This window comes from Moraxella lacunata (assembly GCF_002027545.1).
In the GTDB taxonomy this organism is placed as follows: Bacteria; Pseudomonadota; Gammaproteobacteria; order Pseudomonadales; family Moraxellaceae; genus Moraxella; species Moraxella lacunata.
This window is the reverse complement of the sequence record NZ_MXAN01000086.1, coordinates 17,703-39,322: the sequence shown is the minus strand read 5'-3', so window position 1 is coordinate 39,322 and position 21,620 is coordinate 17,703. Positions and strand designations below refer to the sequence as shown.

The 21,620-nt window shown below is 43.6% G+C and carries 20 protein-coding genes and 1 pseudogene; 15 read left to right on the top strand and 6 right to left on the bottom strand.

Translation table 11 applies throughout. The features are described from left to right. Positions 1-18 precede the first annotated feature (18 nt). The 5 genes and pseudogenes from mscL to B5J94_RS11695 form a co-directional block, all read right to left on the bottom strand. Positions 19-300, bottom strand: a pseudogene (gene mscL, locus B5J94_RS11715) (large conductance mechanosensitive channel protein MscL); the annotation flags it as partial. A 285-nt stretch (positions 301-585) separates the two neighbouring features. Further along, entirely contained in the window at positions 586-2,433 is a 1,848-nt protein-coding gene (gene typA, locus B5J94_RS11710) for a translational GTPase TypA (protein ID WP_062498605.1), read from the bottom strand. A gap of 162 nt (positions 2,434-2,595) precedes the next feature. After that, positions 2,596-3,864: an OmpA family protein gene (locus tag B5J94_RS11705; protein ID WP_062498604.1), complete on the bottom strand. Its 1,269-nt coding sequence runs from the start codon at positions 3,862-3,864 to the stop codon at positions 2,596-2,598. 250 nt (positions 3,865-4,114) lie between these two features. Continuing rightward, positions 4,115-4,849, bottom strand: coding sequence for a pyridoxine 5'-phosphate synthase (locus B5J94_RS11700; protein WP_062498603.1), 735 nt, complete (start codon positions 4,847-4,849; stop codon positions 4,115-4,117). Between the two features lie 42 nt (positions 4,850-4,891). Further along, the gene (locus tag B5J94_RS11695) at positions 4,892-6,322 is read right to left on the bottom strand and encodes a C13 family peptidase (protein ID WP_062498602.1); all 1,431 of its coding nucleotides are present in this window, start codon (positions 6,320-6,322) and stop codon (positions 4,892-4,894) included. Positions 6,323-6,863: 541 nt separating this feature from the next. Here B5J94_RS11695 and ccoS point away from each other — a divergent pair. The 3 genes from ccoS (at position 6,864) to B5J94_RS11680 (ending at position 9,065) form a co-directional block, all read left to right on the top strand. Beyond that, complete coding sequence (gene ccoS / locus B5J94_RS11690; RefSeq protein ID WP_062498601.1) at positions 6,864-7,076, top strand: cbb3-type cytochrome oxidase assembly protein CcoS; 213 nt, start codon at positions 6,864-6,866, stop codon at positions 7,074-7,076. After that, on the top strand, positions 7,073-7,954 hold the full coding sequence (locus B5J94_RS11685; RefSeq protein WP_062498600.1) for a sulfite exporter TauE/SafE family protein: 882 nt from the start codon (positions 7,073-7,075) through the stop codon (positions 7,952-7,954). The genes ccoS and B5J94_RS11685 overlap by 4 nt, the downstream gene beginning before the upstream one ends. Before the next feature lie 223 nt (positions 7,955-8,177). Beyond that, the gene (locus B5J94_RS11680; protein ID WP_062498599.1) at positions 8,178-9,065 is read left to right on the top strand and encodes a LysR family transcriptional regulator; all 888 of its coding nucleotides are present in this window, start codon (positions 8,178-8,180) and stop codon (positions 9,063-9,065) included. A 54-nt stretch (positions 9,066-9,119) separates the two neighbouring features. On the opposite strand, the gene B5J94_RS11675 is transcribed toward B5J94_RS11680, so the two are convergent. Then, positions 9,120-9,638, bottom strand: a complete 519-nt coding sequence (locus B5J94_RS11675) for a hypothetical protein (RefSeq protein WP_062498598.1) — start codon at positions 9,636-9,638, stop codon at positions 9,120-9,122. A 192-nt stretch (positions 9,639-9,830) separates the two neighbouring features. Here B5J94_RS11675 and B5J94_RS11670 point away from each other — a divergent pair, with 192 nt between their 5' ends. The 12 genes from B5J94_RS11670 (at position 9,831) to B5J94_RS11610 (ending at position 21,336) form a co-directional block, all read left to right on the top strand. Further along, positions 9,831-10,226, top strand: coding sequence for a helix-turn-helix domain-containing protein (locus tag B5J94_RS11670; RefSeq protein WP_062498597.1), 396 nt, complete (start codon positions 9,831-9,833; stop codon positions 10,224-10,226). Between the two features lie 256 nt (positions 10,227-10,482). Then, positions 10,483-13,329, top strand: a complete 2,847-nt coding sequence (gene rapA / locus B5J94_RS11665) for an RNA polymerase-associated protein RapA (RefSeq protein ID WP_062498596.1) — start codon at positions 10,483-10,485, stop codon at positions 13,327-13,329. A 17-nt stretch (positions 13,330-13,346) separates the two neighbouring features. Continuing rightward, the gene (locus B5J94_RS11660; protein WP_062498595.1) at positions 13,347-13,703 is read left to right on the top strand and encodes a 5-carboxymethyl-2-hydroxymuconate Delta-isomerase; all 357 of its coding nucleotides are present in this window, start codon (positions 13,347-13,349) and stop codon (positions 13,701-13,703) included. A gap of 28 nt (positions 13,704-13,731) precedes the next feature. Beyond that, on the top strand, positions 13,732-14,421 hold the full coding sequence (locus B5J94_RS11655) for an SMI1/KNR4 family protein (protein ID WP_062498594.1): 690 nt from the start codon (positions 13,732-13,734) through the stop codon (positions 14,419-14,421). A gap of 176 nt (positions 14,422-14,597) precedes the next feature. Then, positions 14,598-16,091 (top strand): YifB family Mg chelatase-like AAA ATPase, encoded by a 1,494-nt coding sequence (locus B5J94_RS11650; protein WP_062498593.1) that lies wholly within the window; start codon positions 14,598-14,600, stop codon positions 16,089-16,091. 220 nt (positions 16,092-16,311) lie between these two features. Further along, entirely contained in the window at positions 16,312-16,944 is a 633-nt protein-coding gene (locus tag B5J94_RS11645) for a hypothetical protein (protein ID WP_062498592.1), read from the top strand. Further along, positions 16,944-17,282 (top strand): hypothetical protein, encoded by a 339-nt coding sequence (locus tag B5J94_RS11640; RefSeq protein WP_062498591.1) that lies wholly within the window; start codon positions 16,944-16,946, stop codon positions 17,280-17,282. Before B5J94_RS11645 ends, B5J94_RS11640 begins: the two co-directional genes overlap by 1 nt. Before the next feature lie 671 nt (positions 17,283-17,953). After that, positions 17,954-18,439, top strand: coding sequence for a hypothetical protein (locus B5J94_RS11635; RefSeq protein ID WP_062498590.1), 486 nt, complete (start codon positions 17,954-17,956; stop codon positions 18,437-18,439). A 76-nt stretch (positions 18,440-18,515) separates the two neighbouring features. Then, positions 18,516-18,887: a hypothetical protein gene (locus B5J94_RS11630; RefSeq protein WP_062498589.1), complete on the top strand. Its 372-nt coding sequence runs from the start codon at positions 18,516-18,518 to the stop codon at positions 18,885-18,887. Positions 18,888-19,165: 278 nt separating this feature from the next. Beyond that, complete coding sequence (locus B5J94_RS11625) at positions 19,166-19,576, top strand: hypothetical protein (RefSeq protein ID WP_062498588.1); 411 nt, start codon at positions 19,166-19,168, stop codon at positions 19,574-19,576. Between the two features lie 312 nt (positions 19,577-19,888). Then, positions 19,889-20,161, top strand: a complete 273-nt coding sequence (locus tag B5J94_RS11620; RefSeq protein WP_062498587.1) for a hypothetical protein — start codon at positions 19,889-19,891, stop codon at positions 20,159-20,161. Positions 20,162-20,925: 764 nt separating this feature from the next. Then, positions 20,926-21,336 (top strand): hypothetical protein, encoded by a 411-nt coding sequence (locus tag B5J94_RS11610; RefSeq protein ID WP_079364148.1) that lies wholly within the window; start codon positions 20,926-20,928, stop codon positions 21,334-21,336. Positions 21,337-21,620: the final 284 nt, after the last annotated feature.

The following is a 21,620-nucleotide window of genomic DNA, read 5'->3' as shown; positions in this document are numbered from 1 at the left end:
GGTTTGGAAAGGGGTCTAATTAATCAAAATCGTGATAAAATTACCATACGCCAATACAGGCACGCCCGCCTCTTTTAAGGCGGCGTAAGTCATCGCTGTACCCTCTGGCACTTCGGCAAGTGGGATAAGCATGTTGCTAAAATCCACGTCGCCAATCACCGCAGAGATGACCGGCATAATCACATCATCGACCAATGACGTGGTAATCTTGCCGAACGCCCCGCCGATGATGACACCAACTGCCAAATCCATCACGTTGCCTTTAACGGCAAATTCTTTAAACTCTTGAAGCATACTCATGGTTTATCTCTATATGGGCAGTGTCTATATGCTTACGCACTGTTTGTCTTGCTTGATATTGACCCGTCTGATTTATTTAATTTATCTGATTTGTTAAAGCCATCAAAAAAACTTAAACATTGGGTTCAATATGCCCTAAAAAAATAACTACTTTATGATAAATAATCTTATTATCATAAAGTAGTTTTGTCAATGGTCATTACCAAACACAAAGATTCGCTAAGATACCATAAGTAATTTTAAATTCAATTAAGAATTTTTAACTTATGGTTTTAGCTTTACTTATCATGCATCCTTTTTACGCCCAAAACGCTTACGGTCATTTTCGGTCAGATACTTTTTGCGAATACGGATGGATTTTGGCGTGACTTCGACAAGCTCATCATCTTCGATAAACTCTAACGCCTGCTCCAAGCTATACTCCAAGGCAGGGGTCAGGATAATCGCATCGTCCGAGCCTGACGCACGGATGTTGGTCAGCTGTTTGGCTTTGGTTGGGTTGACCACCATGTCATCGCCACGAGAGTTGATACCGACAATCATACCTTCATAAACTTCAAGCTGTGGCTTGGCGAACAGTCGACCACGCTCTTGCAAGCTAAACAGAGCATAGCCTAGGCAAGTACCTGTTACCATAGAAATGAGTACGCCATTTTGACGTTTGGCAACCGCACCCTCTTTCATCTCGCCATAATGGCTAAAACTTGATGTCATGATACCCGTGCCAGATGTCATGGTCAAAAACTCCGAGCGAAAGCCGATAAGTCCACGAGACGGCACAGTTGCCTCGATACGGATACGACCTTTGCCGTCCACCTCCATGTTGGTCAGCTCGCCTTTGCGGTTACCCATCTGCTCCATGACTGCCCCTTGATGCTGTTCTTCGACATCAAAAGTCACGTTCTCATAAGGCTCACACATCACACCATCAATCTCTTTGATGATAACTTCTGGTCGAGATACACCCAGCTCAAAGCCCTCACGTCTCATGTTTTCAATCAAAACAGACAGATGTAGCTCGCCACGACCCGATACCTTAAAGCGGTCTGGACTGTCGGTGTCTTCAACACGCAGTGCCACATTATGAATCAGTTCACGGTCTAGGCGTTCACGAATGTTGCGAGACGTGACAAATTTACCCTCTTTGCCGGCAAATGGGCTGTCATTGACCTGAAAAGTCATCGATACGGTCGGCTCATCCACCGATAACGCTGGCAAGGCTTCGACTTCTTTGGGGTCGCAAATGGTGTCTGAGATGTTAAGGTTATCAATGCCCGTTACGCAGACGATGTCGCCTGCTTGGGCAGAGTCCACGTCCACACGTTCAAGTCCATGATAGCCCATGATTTTTAGGATACGACCGTTACGCTTGTTGCCGTCTTTATCCACAATCACCACAGGGGTATTGGTCTTGACCGAGCCACGCTGAATGCGACCCACGCCAATCACGCCAACAAAGCTGTTGTAGTCAAGGCTTGAAATTTGCATTTGGAATGCACCGTCCACGTCCACTTTTGGTGGCTCAACGATGTCCACAATGGTCTCAAACAAGGGGGTCATGTCAGGGGCAAGCTCATCAGGCGATAGTCCTGCAATGCCGTTAATGCCCGAGGCATAGACAATCGGAAAATCAAGTTGTTCGTCTGTACCACCAAGATTGTCAAATAAATCAAAGACTTGGTCAATCACCCAATCAGCACGGGCAGCAGGTTTGTCAATTTTATTGATAATCACAATCGGCTTTAAGCCACGGGCAAACGCCTTTTGGGTCACAAAGCGAGTCTGTGGCATCGGGCCTTCTTGGCTATCGACCAGCAGTAGCACACAGTCCACCATAGACAGCACACGCTCCACTTCACCGCCAAAGTCGGCGTGTCCGGGGGTGTCCACGATGTTAATGCGGTATTCGGTATCGGTGCGTTTGTCCGTCCACTTGATGGCGGTATTTTTGGCAAGAATGGTAATGCCACGCTCGCTCTCTAGGGCGTTTGAGTCCATGACTCGTTCAATCTCACCCGCACGCTCGCCTAAGGCACCAGATTGTTGTAAAAGTTTATCAACCAAGGTTGTTTTACCGTGGTCAACGTGAGCAATAATGGCAATATTGCGTAGATGTTGGATATTGTTTGACATAAAATCTCAAAAAATGTAGAAAAATAGGTGTGTAAGCCAATAACTCACACAAAAGCTGTCTATTATAGCACGGTTTTGGACAAATACAGCATTCAAATCCTATATTTTGATAAATAAAAAACCACCCAAATTGCTTTGGATGGTTTTTGAATAATCAAAAGATTATCTGGTTTCTACAACGTTAGTTACTTTGTTACCTTGGATAACTGCATAAACACGACGGTTAAGTGCTTTGTTTTCAGCAGTATCGTTAGGCACCGCAGGACGGTCAAAGCCATAACCTACCGCAGAAACACGGTTAGGAGCGATACCAAACTCGTTAGATAGCATAGACTTCACAGCGTTTGCACGAGCTTCTGATAGGCGTTGGTTGTAGCGAGCACTTGAACGCTTGCTGTCTTTAGATGCATGACCTTCGATGGCAGCAGTAGCGTTCGGGAATTCACGCATTTTTTCTGCAACTTTGGCAACTTCTTCACGGAACTGTGGCTTGATGTTTGACTTGTCACGGTCAAAGAATACACGAAGTTCCATGCGTAGGTCTTCTTGTACTGCACGCTCAACTGGACAGCCGTTAGCATCTACCACAACGTTACGTGGGGTATTTGGGCATAGATCTAGATGGTCAGCCACACCGTCGCCATCACTATCAACAACTTCTGGTGCTTCAATCACAATCACTGGTGGTGTAGTTACCACTGGTGGTGTAGTTACCACAGGCTCATGAATAGGTGCTACAGGTACGGTAGGTGCCAAACGACCACCTAGGGTTACTTCAAGACCTGCTAGGGCTTGACCTTCCCACCATGCGTTGTCAAAGTTGTGAACGGCACGAGCTTCGCCACGTAGAGCTAAGGCATCGTTGATTAGGTAGCGAGCACCTAGACCTAGGTTACCGATGGTGTCTTTTGATTCAGATACTTCTGTGCCAGCTGGTGTGCCATCAAGAAGTTGTTCACGGCTTTCTACTTTATATTTGGCTTGACCTGCACCGATAAGCACATAAGGCTTGAACTTATTGTTGGTGTAGCCTGAAAACTGCTCAGTACCAATTAGGAAGTTACCAGAGATGATTTCTTCTTTGGCATCAAATACGTTTCTAGGATGAGCATTAGCAGAAGCTTTTGAAGCTCTTGCATCAGTGTCAGTTACGCCATATTCTACTTGGAACTGAGTAGATGGGGTTAGTTCCACACCTAGGGCTACGCCAGTATATAGGTCGCTTTCAAGAGCAACACCGCCATTTGTTGGGTTGGTAGGTGCATTGGTGTTAGCACCGTTAAGTTGCTGACCAGTTTTAAAAATCTCACGTTGCTTTTTGTGAGCTTCGTCTTGATATTGGTAACCAACTAGTGGGGTTACGGTTACGCCAGCAGATGCAGCGGTAGCAGCAGTGGCAACCAATGCCAAAGCGATTTTATTAAGTTTCATAAATTCCTCCAAAGGATGGTTTTGATAAAGTCAAACACACTTAGACTATCACTGTCTATTCTAACATTAAGCGGAAATATTTTTCAATACAAATTACAAAAATAATTCAGCTTTCTGACAGATAGTTATAGCTTAACGGCAAAATTAAAATTTGACAACCTTTTTTTGATGAAAAATACAGTTTATTACATAAAAGGTGCCAACTTTTACAGTAAAATGGGGATTTTTTACCGATAAATGGTAATAAAGGTTAATCAGAGAATGCTTGTCTCATGTTTTTCACCGCTTTATCTAGTCCCACAAACACGCTATCGGCAATGATACTATGCCCGATGTTTAATTCATGAACGCCGTCAATTTGGGCAATGGGAGCAACATTATCCACCGTCAAGCCATGCCCTGCATTCACCAAAAAGCTCGGATGCTTGGATAAGGCAAACGCCACCGCCATTTTGACACGGTCTAACTCATGGCTGATTTTTTCTTTATCATTTTCAAGACAGCGTTCAGCATACGCCCCTGTATGAATCTCAATGGCATCTGCTCCAAGCTCTATCGCCCTTTCAATTTGGGCGGTATCAGGGTCAATAAAGAGCGATACTTTGATACCGACATTCTGTAAGTCTTTGATAAAGCTGGGTAATTTATCATTATTGATAACATCAAGCCCACCTTCGGTCGTCACCTCTTGGCGTTTTTCGGGGACAAGGCACACCCACTGGGGACGGACATCACGGGCAATGGCGAGCATCTCATCTGTTACCGCCATTTCTAGGTTCATCGGAATGCCAATCGCCTCTTTCATGGCATAGACATCGACATCCTTGATATGACGGCGGTCTTCACGCAGGTGCAGGGTAATGCCGTCCGCTCCTGCCTGCTCACACACCACCGCCCCTTTGACAGGACACGGATAATCCACGCCACGGGCGTTACGAAGTGTGGCGATGTGGTCAATATTCACACCAAGTCGGGGGGTTTTCATGGTTTTTCCTTAATGTATCGCGTGTGTTAGGGCTTGTTATTGTTAAGGCTTGCCATCTGCTGGCATGGTCGGCTCTTGACTGTTATCAAAAAGCGTTTGTTCCAACTCGGGCAGTGCCGTTTTCATGAGACTACCGACATACATCTGCGGCTCCGATGGCGTAAAGCCCATAAGTGCTTCTAGCTCGCCCACCCGCTTTTTGGCGTAGGCGTAGGCATTATCAAAAGTGTTTTTATCGCCACGCAAGCCTTCGGCAAAAAACGCCCGCCCAAAATAACTCAAATCGGCGTTATGACTACACCCAAAAGATGCCCTATCGGCAGCCGATGCGGTGATGATGAGCGTGGTCGGTGATGCCAAACTCTCAATAAATGCCCCCGAGTAGCACGATGAAATGACAATCACCCGCCAACGAATGCCCGATGCGTCAAGTGTCTCTTTTAGCCACACAGGGTCAATGTCATCCAAATCCAGTGGCGGATTATCCAGCACCAAATCCCCCAAAATCTGACCACTCTCATCCACCGCTCCGTGTGAGCTTAACGTCAAAAACAGCACGTCTTCATCGGCATTCATCTGTTTGCCGATGGTTTGGAGTGTCTCGTGAATGCTGGTCTTGGTGGCGATGGGGTCAGACTGCCATGTGCTTGGGTTATTGATGAGTGCAATCGATTTACCCTTTGTGCCAAAACGCACATCAAACAGCTGTTTTGCCTGCTCTATTTCATTGGTAAAAACATCTAACTCGCTATACCCTGCCACACCCATAAAATACCAGTCGGTCTCGCCCGTCTCCGACTTTTCAATGCCTGCCAAATGGTCTGCCAAAATCATCGGCTGGGCGTAAAAGGCGGTCTCGCTGATGGTTGGGTTTTGGTTTTTTACCTTAAAAATGGGTTGGTCTGCCACGTTTTTTTGCCAGACAACCAACAGGGCAATCGCCCCTATCATCATGATGACTCGCTCCCACCACTGCCAGTGCAAACGCTTGGCGAAAATCAACAGTAGTGCCGCCGTCTGCCATACAAACAGTGCCACGAACAAATCGGGCAAAATGCGATACATCCAGTTTGGTAGCCAGTTTTGCAAGCTCAAAAACTGCATGCCACTTTGTACCAAAATCAGTAGCGTATCCGCCACAAGCCACAAAATCACAGGCACAAACAGCAGTGAATAGTTGAGCGTACGCTTGGCAAGCAAAATCCCTGCAATGAGCATGATGGTCGGCCAAATCAGATAACTGATGAGTCCTTGCTCGTTAAAATCACTGCCAAAATGTGCTGTCAGCCATGCCAACAAAATATTGACCGCCAACGCCAATAAAGCAAATAGCACAAACTGCCCAAACGTGGGCTTAACCCAATTAAAGGCACGTACTGACCCCACCAACATCCACAAGGCAGCGACGATATTGGCGGCAAAGTTTAGGGAAAATCTTGGTAAAGACTGTATTTTTAGGGATTGTAGTGACAAATGGCGACTCTTTATCAGATATAAAACAAAAAGCTAATTTGGCTTATTTTCGCAAAAATTTACAGCTGTGGCAAGTGATTTTGTAAAAAATCAGTGTATGGCTGTTCATATGGCTGTTCATATGGCTATTTATATGACCATTTATCCATGCTATTTATCCATGCTAAACGTTTGGCATCACCTACCAAATATTAAATCGGCTCGGTCGGCTTTTAAGAAACTTTTAAGAAATTTAAGAAACTTTTAAGAAAAAAGTTATGTTTATCCAAAAACCATAAATTTTTTATGGGCTTTTAAAAATTTGCTGTCAAAACTGATAAATGTGTTAAAATGTGGATTATTTGCAAACACAATTTACCTAATGTCATGAATAAGATATGATTATTTGGTTGCACATAACATGACCACATAACGCATTTTATAAAAATGCCATGAGTATGGGCATGCCCCAATCAATGACCAATATAAAAGATGAGTGAAAAGATAAAAAACCCTGATTTGGGTAAACTAGCAAAGAACTTGTGCTTTTGGAACAGATGACATGACCAGTATCTACCTACTCATTCCGCTAAGTCTTATGTTGTTCGTTGTGGCGATTTGGGCGATTGCTTATGCGGTCAAGTCCAACCAGTTTGAAGATTTAGACAATGCCCCCGACCAAATCATCTTAGATGACCGTCAAGCTCGCCGTGATGCCTTAAATCACGCTAGCAAGGCAACCCAAAACAACCAACGTAATAAGGATGACGCATGAGTATCGTATTATTAGCGCCCGCCCTTGCCATGGGCTTTTTGGGATCACCACACTGCATGGGGATGTGTGGTGGTATCGTAACTGCTTTTGGCATCTCCATGAAGAACCTAAGCCCACAAAAACGTGGCATGCTCATCGCAACCTATCACACTGGACGTTTGATGAGTTATATGGCTCTTGGGCTGATTGCAACCATCTTTGGCGAGACGGTGCTTGCCCCCTTTATGACGGGCAACGCCCTGCCCCGCATCGTGCTGGGTCTGGCGATTGTGTTTGCCGCCCTGCTCATGCTTGGCGTGCCATTTCTAAATCGCCTTGAAAAAGTGGGACTGGGTCTTTGGAATCGCCTTGCTCCCATCCGTCAAAAGGTACTGCCCATGGACAGCCTGCCTAAGGCTCTTGGGGCAGGACTGCTGTGGGGACTGTTGCCTTGTGGTCTGGTCTATGGGGCTTTGGTGATGGCGATGAGTGTGGCGGCGACAGGACATGAACCCATCATGGGCGTGCTGTTCATGCTTGCCTTTGGACTGGGTACTCTGCCCATGCTTATCATGACCGGGGCAACGCTGTCATGGTTACAACAAAAGGTCAAGACCTTTAACCTGCGTAAATTTAGCGGTGCTGTCATGCTCATCTCAGGGCTGTTTGTCATGCTCTCGCCTACCGTCATGCACCTAATGCATGGTCATCATCATGGCGGACATGCCCATCACAATCATGAACATAGCCATGAGCATGGTCATGCACATAGTCATGAACACAGCCATCAAATGAGCCAAGACGCTCATGCAGGGCATGAACATCATCATGGACATGGTGAACATCAGCACAGTCATGAACACAGCTCTCATGGACACAGCCACGACCACCATCATTAAATGCCATCATCAAAGCCCCGTCATGGGGCTTTGACATGATTGGGCGGGGTGTTTGTGGGCATACAAAGCCAACCCCAAAGCCTAGGTAAATGCCCAATTCGTTAGACATCCAACAAACCACGCCCCATTACCAATTATTATGTATTCTCATTACCAATCTTTTTAACCTGAAAAATTTTTAATTTTATGATAAAATACTGAAAAATTTTAACCAAAAATCGCCATGCTAGAAATCCGCCATTTGCAAATGCTCTCTACCCTTGACCGTCTCGGTTCGCTTGCCATGACTGCCGATGAGCTTAATTTGACCGCGTCCGCCATTTCTCATCAGTTAAAAGAGCTAGAAAGCTATTATGACATCACACTTGTCAATCGCCGTACCCGCCCCGTTACCTTTACGCCTGCAGGTCGGTTGGTGTTGCAGCTCGCGGATAATATCCTACCGCAAGTGGCTCGCACCAAAGCGGATATTCGGCGTTTGGCACACGGGCAAGCAGGACAGTTGCGACTGGCAAGTGAGTGCCACAGCTGTTTTGATTGGCTTATGCCGATTTTAAACGTCTATCGTCATGAGTATAGCGATGTAGATTTGGATTTTGCTTCTGGGTTTGAACCTGAACCGCACCAAATGCTCCTAGACGGCGACATTGACCTGCTTATCACGGCAAGCGATTTGCCGATAGATGGGATTTATTATGAGCCACTGTTTACCTACGAAAGTCGCCTTGTGATGTCGCCCACGCACCGACTGGCAAGCCAAAGCGTGATAAATCCTACCGACCTAGCAGACGAGACACTCATCGCCTATCCTGTGGAGCAGGCTCGGCTTGATGTCATCGCCAAATTTTTAGAGCCAAATGGGGTCACTCCCAAACATATCCGCACCACCGAGCTTACCGCCATGCTCATTCAGCTCGTGGCGAGTGAGCGGGGCGTGTCGGCACTACCTGACTGGGTGGCGAGCGAGTACGAGAAAAAAGGCTGGGTGGTAACACGTCCGCTTGGGGTGGGGGTGTATTGTCAGCTTTATGCAGGGGTGCGTGAGAGCAGTAGGGATGTGGCGTATATTGCGGGGTTTTTGGGGTTATTGGAGGGGATTAAAAAGCCGTAAAGAGGTAAATAAACCGCCTTGGGGGCGGTTTTGGTGGTGTTGGGGAGTGATTGGTTATTTTAGATGACATTGATTAAGATATCGTTTAAAACTCTCTCCACGGTTGTATATATCAGAGACTTTGCATTCACTACCCTTGCAAGTTAAGGCAATATCAACACTAAATTTACCAAAATTAGAAACAGAATCTTTGTAACCTTTAAAATTAGCACGAATATTACCGTTTTTTAGGGGTGTAAAGGTAAATTGGTTCATTTTCCAACCACTGTCTGGACGATCTTGAGACCAATCAACTAAAGCAACATAACCGAGATCCCAATCTCCACATGGGTGCATAGGGTCGTCTATTGCTAAATAGGAGTAGCTATGAGCATGGGATATGGCGTTTCTAAGACTCTCATTACCAAAGCTCCAAACAGGGTCTGTTCTACACCCATACTCACTGTTACGACATCGCAAAGCATCTCTATAAAGTTGTTTGACGGTATTTAACTTCGCTTGATTATTCGCCATTGCTGTACCACTAAATGACACCAAACAAAGTGCAAGTGTTGCGGTAATAAACTTTTTCATAAAAATCCTTATATTAAAGCCAAAACTTCAAAGCAAAACGGTTTTGAGGTGTTGAAAAGACAACTTAACTATTGTGAGTGATATTATCGTATGATAAAATAACACAAATGTCAAATTTTTGTGATTTTATCATGATTTGACAACATTAAACCAACACCATCAGAGCATTCTTCTGTCCAAATTGAGTTTTTTATGCAAATCCAAGAAAAAATCAAACACCTAAGAGAATTTAATCATTGGACACAAGAAGAAGTGGCAGAACGCATGGGTATGTCGCCAAGTGGCTATGCTAAGATTGAACGTGGCGAAACCAAATTACATTTAGATAAAGTCCAACAACTTGCCCAAATATTTGAAGTGAATTTATTTGATTCATTGATTGCGGATAATAGTGGCGATACGTTCTATAATAATATCCATAATAATGGCAATTCGGTCTATAATAAGTATTATGCTCATAATGAAAATATGGCAAATGAAATTGAAAGTTTAAAACAAATCATCGCTTGTAAAGATGAAATTATTGCCGAAAAAGAAAAGCAGATTGTGCTATTAACCAAACTTCTAGACAGTCAAGAAAATCATTAATATAAGTGGATAAAGGGCTATTTTTCAGGTAAGACATACCGCCCTTTAAACAGTTGTAAAAAGTAAGATTTGATGACAGTTATTTTTCATAACAACTGTTCTCATCTTCGCTTGCATACGCCCTACCACCACCCACAACAAATTTTTATTGCAAAATCCTACCCATTTCACTTAAAATAATCAATTTGCCTTTATAAAATGGGGATTGCCCCCATAAACATAAATTCATCACATCTTTACCGAGCGTTAAATTTTTATGAGCGTATTTGCCATTGGTCAGCGTTATTTATCCGACTCTGAAAGTAATTTGGGGTTGGGCGTGGTCATCGAAGTGGACGACCGCTGTGTTCACATCTTATTCCCCCAAAGCGAAGAAAAACGAGTATATGCCAAAGCGTCCGCTCAACTGTCACGGGTGGTCTTTGGCAGTGGCGACACCATTTTTGACCAAGACGGGCAAGAGTTCGTGGTGGCAAGCTGTGAAGAGATAGCCGATGTCATGCGTTATCACTTGACCTGTGGCAAAAGTCTCATGGAAACTCGCCTATCGGCAAACATCACGCTCGCCAAGCCCTTGGAGCGACTGTTGGCAGGACGCATTGAGCATAATGAGCATTATGAAGTCCGCCAAGACGCCTTGAAACTCAACGCCATGCTCACCCGTCACCCCTTGCGTGGACTCATCGGGGCAAGAGTGGACATCATCAACCATCAGCTCTACATCGCCCACGAAGTCGGCAAACGCCTAGCCCCCCGAGTACTGTTGGCGGATGAAGTGGGACTGGGCAAGACGATAGAAGCAGGGCTTATCGTTCATCAACAGCTCATCACAGGGCGAGCAAATCGAGTGCTTATCCTTGTCCCTGACAGCTTACAATATCAGTGGATGATAGAGTTAAAACGCCGATTTAACTTAGACTTTGCCATTTTTAACCTAGTACGGACAGCGTCCATCAAAGAGCATAACCCTGATGAAAACGTCTTTGGCACCGAACAGCTCATCATTGCTAGCATTGATTTATTGCTTGACCATCACGACCTATATGAGCAGGCGTATGCGTCGGGCTTTGATTTGCTTGTGGTGGATGAAGCTCACCATCTGCACTGGGACAGCGAACAAGGCGGTAATGACAAATACGAGCTGGTGGCGGATTTTGCCAATCACATCGCAGGGGTATTATTACTCACTGCAACCCCTGAACAGCTTGGCGTGGAGAGTCATTTTGCTCGCCTGCGACTGCTTGACCCACACCGATTTGATGACCTAGATGATTTTATCGCGTCCCAAGACGCCTTTGCGGACGTGGCAATGGTGGCAACTTTGCTGATAGACGGCAAGGATTTGACCGACAAACAAATCACGGCAGTGGCAGGACTGCTCGGCTTTGATGTCAGTGAGATTGCCGACATCAACACCAATGACAAGCTCCGTCAGCACATCATTAACGAGCTACTAGACCGTCACGGCACAGGGCGAGTGCTATTTCGTAACACCCGAGACAGCGTACAGGGCTTTTATGGGCGTACCAGTATCGCCTATCCACTCCCCCTACCGACAGCGTGGCAAAATACCCCTTATACTCATGGCAAACTGCGTGAACAGCTGTGGGGCGAAGAGAGTTTTCCTGACGGCTCATGGTTAGAGACTGACCCCAAAGTACCATGGCTCATTGAGCTATTAAAAAATGACCTAAAACACAACAAAGCCCTACTCATCGCCCGTTCAGGGGCAACCATTGAAAGTTTAGAGGCGGTACTGCGTCTGCATGCTGGCATTAAGACCGCCATTTTTACCGAACAGATGAGCCTGTTGGAGCGTGACCAAGCATCTGCCTACTTTGCTGACACACATGGGGCTCAGATACTGCTGTGTAGCGAAATTGGCTCAGAGGGGCGTAATTTTCAATTTGCCCAAGATTTGGTGCTGTTTGATTTGCCTGCCAACCCTGACACCTTAGAGCAACGTATCGGACGACTTGACCGTATCGGACAAATCGCCCAAATCCGCCTACATGTTCCTTTTGTCGTTGGCACTGCCCAAGAACGCTTGTATCATTGGTATGACCACGCCCTAAATATTTTTAACCACATCAGTCCGACCGCCCAAACAGTACAAGAGCATTTCATCGCTGATCTAAAACCCATGCTAGAAGGACAAAACAGCTTTGATGACTTTAATAGACTTGTAGCAAATGCAACCGCTCTACGCATACAACTTGAAAAAGAACTACAAGCAGGACGAGATCGCCTGTTAGAGTATAACTCATGCCGCCCCAGCGTATCAGGGCGTATCGTACAAGCCATGCATGAGCTGGACAACACGCAGATACTGCCAGTATTTCTTGACCGCTATCTGGACGCACTCAACGTCGATTATAGCATTAGCCGTGATGATTCGTGGGTCATTCATCCCATTGACAGCACCGAAGTGCAGGACATCTCGGGACTGCCCCTTGACGAAGACGGTATGACCCTAACTTTTGACCGCACCCAAGCCCTGACCCGTGAAGACATGGCGTACATGACCTTAGAACATCCGCTCATGACGGGCGTGTTGGAGTCCATCAAGTCAGGCACCTTTGGCAACACCAGCGTGGTGCTGTTAAAGTCATCCGCCATGCCACAGGGTCTGATGCTCATCGAAAACCACTTTCGAGTCGAAGCCATCGCCCCCAAGCACCTAAACCTATCTGCCTATCTCTCAGGGCAAATCATCCGTGTGCTACTTGCCGAAAATGGCAACGACCTAACCAAAGTGGCAACCCCCGACAAACTTCTGCCCATCATTGACAGACTGGACAAAGCCAAAGCCCGTCAAGTCGTCAAGGCAAGACATGAAGTCATCGGCAACATCACCGCCCTAGCCAAAACCAAGGCAACCGATGAGCTGTCCGCCATCAGTACATCCGCCCAAAGCCAATTTGCCGACCATCTGGACAAAGAGATAGGACGATTGCAACGCTTACAAGCCATCAACCCCAACGTGCGAGATGATGAAATTGCACAGCTCATTGAGATGAAAGAGCAGGGCCTGACGGCATTGGCAAATCTATCGCTCGTGCCTGACAGCATTCGTGTGCTGATTTGTGTCAAACCTGATTAACCTAAAAGGGAAGTTTTATGCCCCATCTTACCCTAGAATTATCCAAAAACCTAAAAATCGCCGATGAAGCCGACTTATTGTTAAAAATAAATACTGCCCTATTTGAAAGCGGTCAATTTGCCAAGTCCAAAGACATCAAAAGCCGTGTGTATCATGCCACAGACAGTCTTATCGGACTGGCATTTGATGACGGTGAGCATTTTGTCGTGGCACATTTGGCGATTATGGCAGGTCGCAGTGATGAGATAAAGGCGGATTTGGTTGGGCGTGTGATGAGCGTACTACAAAGCGAGATTGGTAAGACTTATCAAAACGTGCAATATGCGGTCAATTTAACCGAATTATCTAGCGTTTATCAAAAGGCGATTGTTTAACTCATGGCTTAAACCGCAAGGAAACATCATGAATTATCTACAATACATGGATTATTTAGAAAAGACTTATGAAGTTACTTTGCCAAGTTTATACAAACAGCTTACCAAAGATGATATGCTGGATATGCAAACTGGCGTGCCGAATTGGTATCAAGATGTATTCCCAAAACTTGTGCAAAATCCGCCTTTTTTACTCGTGTCTTATGAATATGAGCTGTATTCGCCTGATGAGATGATTGCCTGTACCAAAGACCATCTGCCAAGCCAAGATGACGGCGATTGGTTTTATCTAAAACCAGAGTACGAAAATCGCTTGGTGATGTTTGCCCAGTGTGGCAATGGCGACTGTTACGCCTTTTATTATGAACACGACAAGCACAGCGAGCCACAGATCGTCAGAATTTGTCATGACTGTGAAAGCGAATTTGTGGCAAAAAATCTGCAAGAATTTATGGTATATAAAATGCTTGAAGTGGCTTTGGTGGGGCAGGATAGCCCAAACATCAAAGAATATTTACTGGCTCAATTACGCACGCACAGTCCTTATTTAACACCTGTCCAAATTGAGCGTTTAAATGACGTGTATCAAAAAGAACCTGTCAAAAACAATCATGGTGATTGGGTTTTATTAAATAATGACGAGTTTGATACGTTGGTTGATGAGCTAATCCCTTTTGATAAAAGAGATGAGACCTTTGAGCTTTATGAATATGAATAACCGTGGTTTAACTGATGTTTTAGGGATTGTAGGGAAAATTGCAATTCGCCCAATGATTAAAATTTGATAAATTTTAATAAAAGGTAAATTGTAATTTTCCCTACAAATTTATTTGCAAGCATTATCTATTAACCACACCAACCATTACCAATCCTAAAATTTAAGATTATAAACCCATGTCCTTCGCCCAAATCCACACCCGTTCTGTCATCGGTCTGACCGCACCGCCTGTTACGGTGGAAGTCCACATCTCCCAAGGCTTGCCTGCTCTAACCATGGTCGGCTTGCCCGAAGCGTCTGTGCGTGAAAGCAAAGACCGTGTCCGCTCGGCGATTATCAACAGTGGCTTTGACTTTCCCAATCGCCGTATCACGATTAACCTTGCCCCTGCTGACCTACCCAAGGACGGGGCTAGGCTTGATTTGCCCATTGCCATTGGGATTTTGACGGCAAGCGGACAGATTGATGAGACGGTGCTGGATAATTTTGAATTTGTGGGTGAGCTTGCCCTAAATGGCGATTTGCGTGGGGTAACAGGCTCGCTGTCGGTGGCTCGCACCCTAAAAAGCGGTGGGCGAACACTAATGTTGCCAAGTGCCAATGCGTCCGAAGCGGTGCAAGTGGCGGATATTTGTGTGCTGGGGGCGAATAATCTTGCCCAAGTCTGCCGTCATCTAAACGCTATCAATGGCGGCAATACAGACGATAGGCTGACCCCAACCGCCATACCGACCACCAAAACGGTGGCGACTTATCCGCTTGATTTGTCCGATGTCAAAGGGCAACACCACGCCCGCAGAGCGTTGGAGATTTGTGCCACAGGCGAGCATTCCATGTTGTTTAAAGGTTCGCCTGGTTCGGGCAAAACCTTAATGGCAAGCCGTCTGCCGAGCATTTTACCGCCCTTGACCGATGATGAAGCCCTAGAAGTGGCAAGCGTGTATTCGGTGGCAGGACTGCCTTATGAATTTGGTGTACGTCCGTTTCGCTCTTGTCATCATACCATGAGTGCGGTGGCGTTGTCGGGCGGTGGTTCACGCCCCAAACCAGGGGAGATTAGTTTAGCTCATCAGGGCGTTTTGTTCCTTGATGAATTGCCCGAATTTGACCGCAAGACCTTAGAAGTCATGCGACAGCCGTTAGAGTCCAAAGAGATTATCATCAGCCGAGCCAACGCCCAAGTGGCTTATCCTGCCAATTTTCAGCTTATCGGAGCAATGAATCCGTGTCCGTGTGGCTATCATGGCGACCCGTCCAATCGTTGTCGCTGTACGCCCGACCAAGTCCGCCGTTATCAGGACAAAATCTCAGGCCCCTTGCTTGACCGCATTGACCTGCATATCCACGTCCCTGCCATGCCGATAGACGACCTGCAAAACGCCCCGCAAGGCGAGCCGTCCGCTGTGGTGCGTGAGCGAGTTGCCAAAGCTCGTCAAATCGCCCTAGACCGTCAAGGCAAAGCCAACAGCGAGCTGACCCCAAGCGAGATTGATACACACATACCGCTCGGCACGGCAGAAAAACAGCTTCTAGCGACCGCCCAATCACGGCTCAATCTCTCCGCTCGTAGCTATCATCGGGTGCTAAGAGTAGCTCGCACCATTGCTGACCTGGCAGGGGCGGATAGGGTGGGCGTGGCTCATTTGGCGGAAGCGGTGAGTTATCGGTAGGTGTGATGTTATGATATAACTGATAGTTATGGAATTGATAATCATTTTTCATATAAAAAAATCAATATCAATGATTGACTGGTACAATCGTATTTGTTAGTATAGAAATCGATAACTGTTACCAAGTTGATAATCATCTCACCTACTATCAACCTAGAGCAGTTATCGGCTATCAGTATGGACTGATAGTTTTTCACAACGTAATAAAAGGAAAAACCCTATGAAAAAACTCTCAATCCTAGCACTAAGTGCTACCGTAGCCATCACCCCTGCATTTGCAGAGATGACTGTTCATTATAACACACCGAGTGTGGATACTCAAACGGTTGTGTTGCCTCAAACAACTGTTTCCGCCACAACCCCACAAGCCGACCTATCTTTTGCTTTTGATGATGCGGAAAATCTGCAAACAAAAGAGATGACACTTGCAGAAATGCAAGAGACGGAGGGGGCTGCATTGCCATTTGCCCCTTTGCTATTGTTAGGTTCTGGTGGTGGTGCGGTTGGAGCTTGGGGCAATCATTACAATAGTTATAAAAATACAGGGAAGCCTGCCTCCGTCTCTAGCACACTTGAAGCAACTGGCAAAGGAGTCGTGACGGGTGTTAGTATGTACGGTGCAGGTAGAGGTGTGCAAGCCGTACGAGCAGGTAAGGAGATTAAAATAGGTAATAACTTTCGCTTAGCCCCTTTTGGCAATGCCACAGGACACCCAGTGGGAAAGTTTCCTCATTATCATAGAAGAGGTTCAGTAGATCCAGCTACTGGCAAAACTCAAGCAGGTCAAGGTATTGGCAGACATCGACCTTGGGAAACAAAGCCGACCGATCGATCTTGGAAGGATAGATTTTAATGCAAGAGTTAATGTCAATGCCAAAACCACCATTTTTAGTCTTTGATGGTTATGATTTATCCATTTTTGAAAGTATGCAGACACTGGAGTACAAATTGGAGGCGGTAGATGTTGAAAATGGTGTGTATGAAGTTTTTGATAGTCAGGGCAATCGACTAATATTGATGGCAAAAAATACCCATCAAGTTGTTTTTGGAGGGTTGGCGTTGCAAGATCAGTCACTGTTGTCTAATTTGCTGTTGGATTATGCCAAAAACGTGCATGGTGAAAATGTTGAATCAGAGAGTGTTTCACAACTCATTGATATGGTGGTAAAAAAGATAGGTTTTACAAAGTAAACTTTCCACATATTATTGTTTGACGATCTTTTATCAACCACTTTCCCATTTAGCGATCTAGGCGATTCTAAATAATGATAAGCCAAGTTATTAAAAGGCAGACGATATATTCTAAGTCTATATTGATTTTTCTACAATATAGACTTGAATACACCTTGATAAATAGTAAACCTAATGTCCTTTATTTAACATTACTCCTATTATCTATGTTGTATTCTGTTGTTTTATTTTTGAATGCGTATGTGTCCAAACAACCAGATTATAATTTTTTATCACCAATATTGATGTCATTATTGGGTTTTTTATTTATTGTGTTACCTCCTTATTTTGATTTAAGTTTAAAAAGACAGATTTTGTATATTGTAATAGTAAATATTTTTGGGTTGTTGATATATCGCTCGATAAGTTGGATCTTAAATCAAAGATAGAGGTAAGTATTGACTTTGATGAACTTTATCGGCAAACAAAAACCGCTTTAAACTCGATACCGATTTGAGCTGATGATTACCAAAAGTCATCAACAACAAGACGTGTAAAAAATGTACATTTGTTCAAAAAACCCTTGACAAATCAAAAAATAAACATACCATAATCCTGTGCAAGTTAGCACAACTGCACTTGATCTTATCAAGCTGTGCTGATGGTTGAAACTTGTTTTTAAGGAAAGTCTTATGAAAAAACTTTCAATCCTAGCACTGACTGCAACCATTGCCATTACTCCTGCCTTTGCAGAAGTAAATTCTTATGCCACACCAAGCGTTATACAGTCTGCGGTTTCACTTGATGATATAGATACACCAGCCACCACTTCACAAGCTGATTTGTCTTTTGCGTTTGATGATGTAGAAAACCTGCAAGTAAAAGAGATGACCGTAGCACAAATGCAAGAGACGGAGGGGGCGGTGGCTCCTTTGGTTGCGGTAGGCGTTATGACGGGCACTCGATTTATTGCTCAACGTTGGGTTACTCAAAAAGTTGCTCAAAATATGGTTAAACGTGGAGCAACCAACATTATGGCTCCCAACCGTTCTGTTGCTAAAAAAATTGCAGGAAACAACCCTATCAGGGAATATCACGCTGACCCTGGTTCAAGATATACCCATTATCATCCAAACCCAAGAAATGGCTCTCATATTTGGTATGGAAAAACAAGATAACTAAGGCAGTTAAAAGTTATGGGGGTAGTTCAGCCCCCCATAACTTAGTTGCAACATCTAATTGTGGAGCGTATCTATGTCTTATATCTATCTGGTCATTTCTGATGATGAAATCAAAAAAATCACCCAAGAGAGATTTTTAAAATTTCACAGTATAGATAGCCATCAATCTGATAAATACGGTTATTATAGATATGATGAAAACCTTTGTCAGATAATACATGATGATATTTATTGCATTCATAACCAACTAATTGAACTTTTAGGTAATTACAGCAAACAATCTAAAAAATTATTTTTTGCAAAATTTCTTCTACTCAATAAAAACAATGAAGATGATATGTTTAATCTTTCCTTAGCAAAAATTGATAAATCTGCTTTTGTCAAACTGGAAAATTTAGATAATAATTCATACCTAAAATTAAACAACATTTATCAAATACCTTAGGGGTTTAAAATGCGTAAACTCACTCTTTGTTGTGTACTATTACTGAGTTTGTCAGATCCACCCTAACCGTCGCTAACATTTTGGCGGATAAGCAGTATTTGGGAGAAACGGCTTTAAAGTTAAGACAAAAGACAATTGACAAGTGCAATTGTATTTATTACTATATTACATAACAACCACACTAAGATGACATCTTTCACCATCATCACCTTAGTGTGATTAGGGCTGTCAGTATCAGACTGATGCTTTTTCACAACGTAATAAAAGGAAAAAACTTTATGAAAAAACTTTCAATCCTAGCACTTAGTGCTACTGTTGCCATCACCCCTGCCTTTGCAGAGACGACGGCTCATTATAACACACCTGTCACAGAATTATCTAGCCAGCAGGCAGATTTATCTTTTGCTTTTGATGATGCAGAGAATTTACAAGCTACCGACATGACATTGGTAGAGATGCAGGAGACACAGGGGGCTTGGGTTCCTTATGCAATTGGAGGGGCGATAGGCGGCATTAGCTATGTATCGGGTTGTGCTTATACAAAATGTACTGCGGCAGGTCTAGGAAAATCTGTTGTTGGAGGTGCTTTTGTGCCTATGCGTGGTGCTCAAGCTATATATGGTGCATCTAAACTAGCATTTGCTGGCGGTACAATTAATGGTATCGGAAACCGTAAAGGCTGGTGGTAACTTTGTTGAAGGATAAAATACTAAAGCGAGCTAGAAATCTGGTTAAGCATTTAACAAAATTTCACGCTTTTTTAGCTGTCTTAATTTTATTTGCTTACCGCCCCTGTGATGACGATTTGGCTTCTAGTTTTTTGTTGTCAATATTGTTGGTGTTTTTAATGAGTTCTTTTTTGATAAAAGGCTATTTTAAAAATCCTATATTTTTGACCGTTCAGACGGAAAATTATATTGAAGATTTTTTACTTAATCATTCTTTGCTAATCGCTATTATTTTGACACCAATATTTAGATTGATAGTCTTTAATGATAGTAATGGATTGTGTTAATTTTTTTAATTGCACAAAATTATCTACCCAAGACACTGATCTATCTTTTGCCTTTGATGATGTAGAAAATCTACAAGCGACAGACATGACACTTGCAGAAATGCAAGAGACGGAGGGGGCATTATTTCCCATTGGCATTGCTTTGAATGTTGGTGGTCGTTTCGTTACCAATCAACTGGTTAAACACTATATAAGCAATGCCAGTTTGGCTTACGGTACATACACTTGGGGTAAAAGTCAAGGTAAGCAAGGTAAATAACAAGTTATTAATTTGAATGATTTGCAATAAAAATTCAAGCCATTTATTTTATAGGATTGGCTTGAATTTTATTGAAGTATTGAGTGAAATAAAATATGAAAAAATGCCCCAACTGTCATAAAAAATGCATCAACATCTCAGAATTTTCTGGTAAATGTCCCCATTGTCAAGAAGCCATACAGACATCAACATTTTTTTCTATCGGTTTAATGATTATTTTGGTGATTGCTATGTCTATCGGTATGTATATAAATAGCTATTTTTTAACAACAATTGGCTTTTTAATAATCGTGGCATATAAGCTATTTTCCTATCAAATAGACTTGCTATTATTTCCATTGGTGGTTAAAAACGATTAAATGGAGATGTTATGAATTTCAAATATCTATTACCAAGCCTGCTTGCTTTACCTCTCCTCACCCACGCCGACCTCCCTCTTACAGTCGATGACCTATTGGCGGATAAAAACCGTTTAAATTTAACGTAAGCGTAGCTCATTTGGTGGAATAAGGGTAATGGGAGTTATAAAGTAGACTAATGATCTGTTATGAGATTGATAAAATTTTTCATATAAAAAAATCAATACCAACGTTTGACAAGCACAATCGTGTTTGTTACCATAGAAAACGATAACCAACACCAAGATGACAATCTCTCACCATCATCATCTTAGCATGGTTATCGGCTATCAGTATCAGACTGATGCTTTTTCACAATCAATAAAAGGAAAAAACTTATGAAAAAATTCTCAATCCTAGCACTTAGTGCCACTGTCGCCATCCATCACCCCTGCTTATGCAGAGACTGATGTTAATTATAACACACCTGTCACAGAATTATCTACCCAAACCACCGATTTATCTTTTGCCTTTGATGATGTAGAAAACTTGCAAGCTATTGCCATGACTGATAAGGAGATGGCGGAGACGGAGGGGGTGGCGTTGCCATACATTGCAGGAGCAGCGGCAGTTGGTGGCTTTTACAATCTTGGCAGTTATGCTCACAATGTACCAAAAAATCAAAGAACTTGGCGTGGATATGCCACAGCTTTTGGTAGCGGAGCTATTGGCGGAGCAGTAGCAGCAACACCTATCGGAGCAATCAGAGCTCCAATTATCGGTGGCGGAATTGTACTTGCTGGTGGTAGTACAGCAAACAATAAAATGAGAAAATAAATCTAAAAATATCTCTATCTTGCAAGATTGTGGTGGATTTATGTTGTTATTTCCATCACAATTCAAATAATTTTGGAAAGTTTTAGATTATGGATAAATTCTCTTATTTCTTGGCAACAATGCTACTGTTTTCTATATTTCAATTTTTTAATACTTTCATAAAAAAAGAAAGCTTAACCTTACAAAATATTTGCTTTGCATTAGTTTTTTTACTATTGATGGGTTTGCTTTCCATCAAATCATTAGGAATATCAAATAACTCTTTGCTTTATATTGGTATGTCT

Excerpts from the sequence above, each read along its gene's own strand:
- typA (WP_062498605.1), bottom strand. The coding sequence starts at position 2,433 with ATGTCAAACAATATCCAACATCTACGCAATATTGCCATTATTGCTCAC.
- B5J94_RS11705 (WP_062498604.1), bottom strand. The coding sequence starts at position 3,864 with ATGAAACTTAATAAAATCGCTTTGGCATTGGTTGCCACTGCTGCTACC.
- B5J94_RS11700 (WP_062498603.1), bottom strand. The coding sequence starts at position 4,849 with ATGAAAACCCCCCGACTTGGTGTGAATATTGACCACATCGCCACACTT.
- ccoS (WP_062498601.1), top strand. The coding sequence starts at position 6,864 with ATGACCAGTATCTACCTACTCATTCCGCTAAGTCTTATGTTGTTCGTT.
- B5J94_RS11685 (WP_062498600.1), top strand. The coding sequence starts at position 7,073 with ATGAGTATCGTATTATTAGCGCCCGCCCTTGCCATGGGCTTTTTGGGA.
- B5J94_RS11680 (WP_062498599.1), top strand. The coding sequence starts at position 8,178 with ATGCTAGAAATCCGCCATTTGCAAATGCTCTCTACCCTTGACCGTCTC.
- B5J94_RS11675 (WP_062498598.1), bottom strand. The coding sequence starts at position 9,638 with ATGAAAAAGTTTATTACCGCAACACTTGCACTTTGTTTGGTGTCATTT.
- B5J94_RS11670 (WP_062498597.1), top strand. The coding sequence starts at position 9,831 with ATGCAAATCCAAGAAAAAATCAAACACCTAAGAGAATTTAATCATTGG.
- rapA (WP_062498596.1), top strand. The coding sequence starts at position 10,483 with ATGAGCGTATTTGCCATTGGTCAGCGTTATTTATCCGACTCTGAAAGT.
- B5J94_RS11660 (WP_062498595.1), top strand. The coding sequence starts at position 13,347 with ATGCCCCATCTTACCCTAGAATTATCCAAAAACCTAAAAATCGCCGAT.
- B5J94_RS11655 (WP_062498594.1), top strand. The coding sequence starts at position 13,732 with ATGAATTATCTACAATACATGGATTATTTAGAAAAGACTTATGAAGTT.
- B5J94_RS11650 (WP_062498593.1), top strand. The coding sequence starts at position 14,598 with ATGTCCTTCGCCCAAATCCACACCCGTTCTGTCATCGGTCTGACCGCA.
- B5J94_RS11645 (WP_062498592.1), top strand. The coding sequence starts at position 16,312 with ATGAAAAAACTCTCAATCCTAGCACTAAGTGCTACCGTAGCCATCACC.
- B5J94_RS11640 (WP_062498591.1), top strand. The coding sequence starts at position 16,944 with ATGCAAGAGTTAATGTCAATGCCAAAACCACCATTTTTAGTCTTTGAT.
- B5J94_RS11635 (WP_062498590.1), top strand. The coding sequence starts at position 17,954 with ATGAAAAAACTTTCAATCCTAGCACTGACTGCAACCATTGCCATTACT.
- B5J94_RS11630 (WP_062498589.1), top strand. The coding sequence starts at position 18,516 with ATGTCTTATATCTATCTGGTCATTTCTGATGATGAAATCAAAAAAATC.
- B5J94_RS11625 (WP_062498588.1), top strand. The coding sequence starts at position 19,166 with ATGAAAAAACTTTCAATCCTAGCACTTAGTGCTACTGTTGCCATCACC.
- B5J94_RS11620 (WP_062498587.1), top strand. The coding sequence starts at position 19,889 with ATGGATTGTGTTAATTTTTTTAATTGCACAAAATTATCTACCCAAGAC.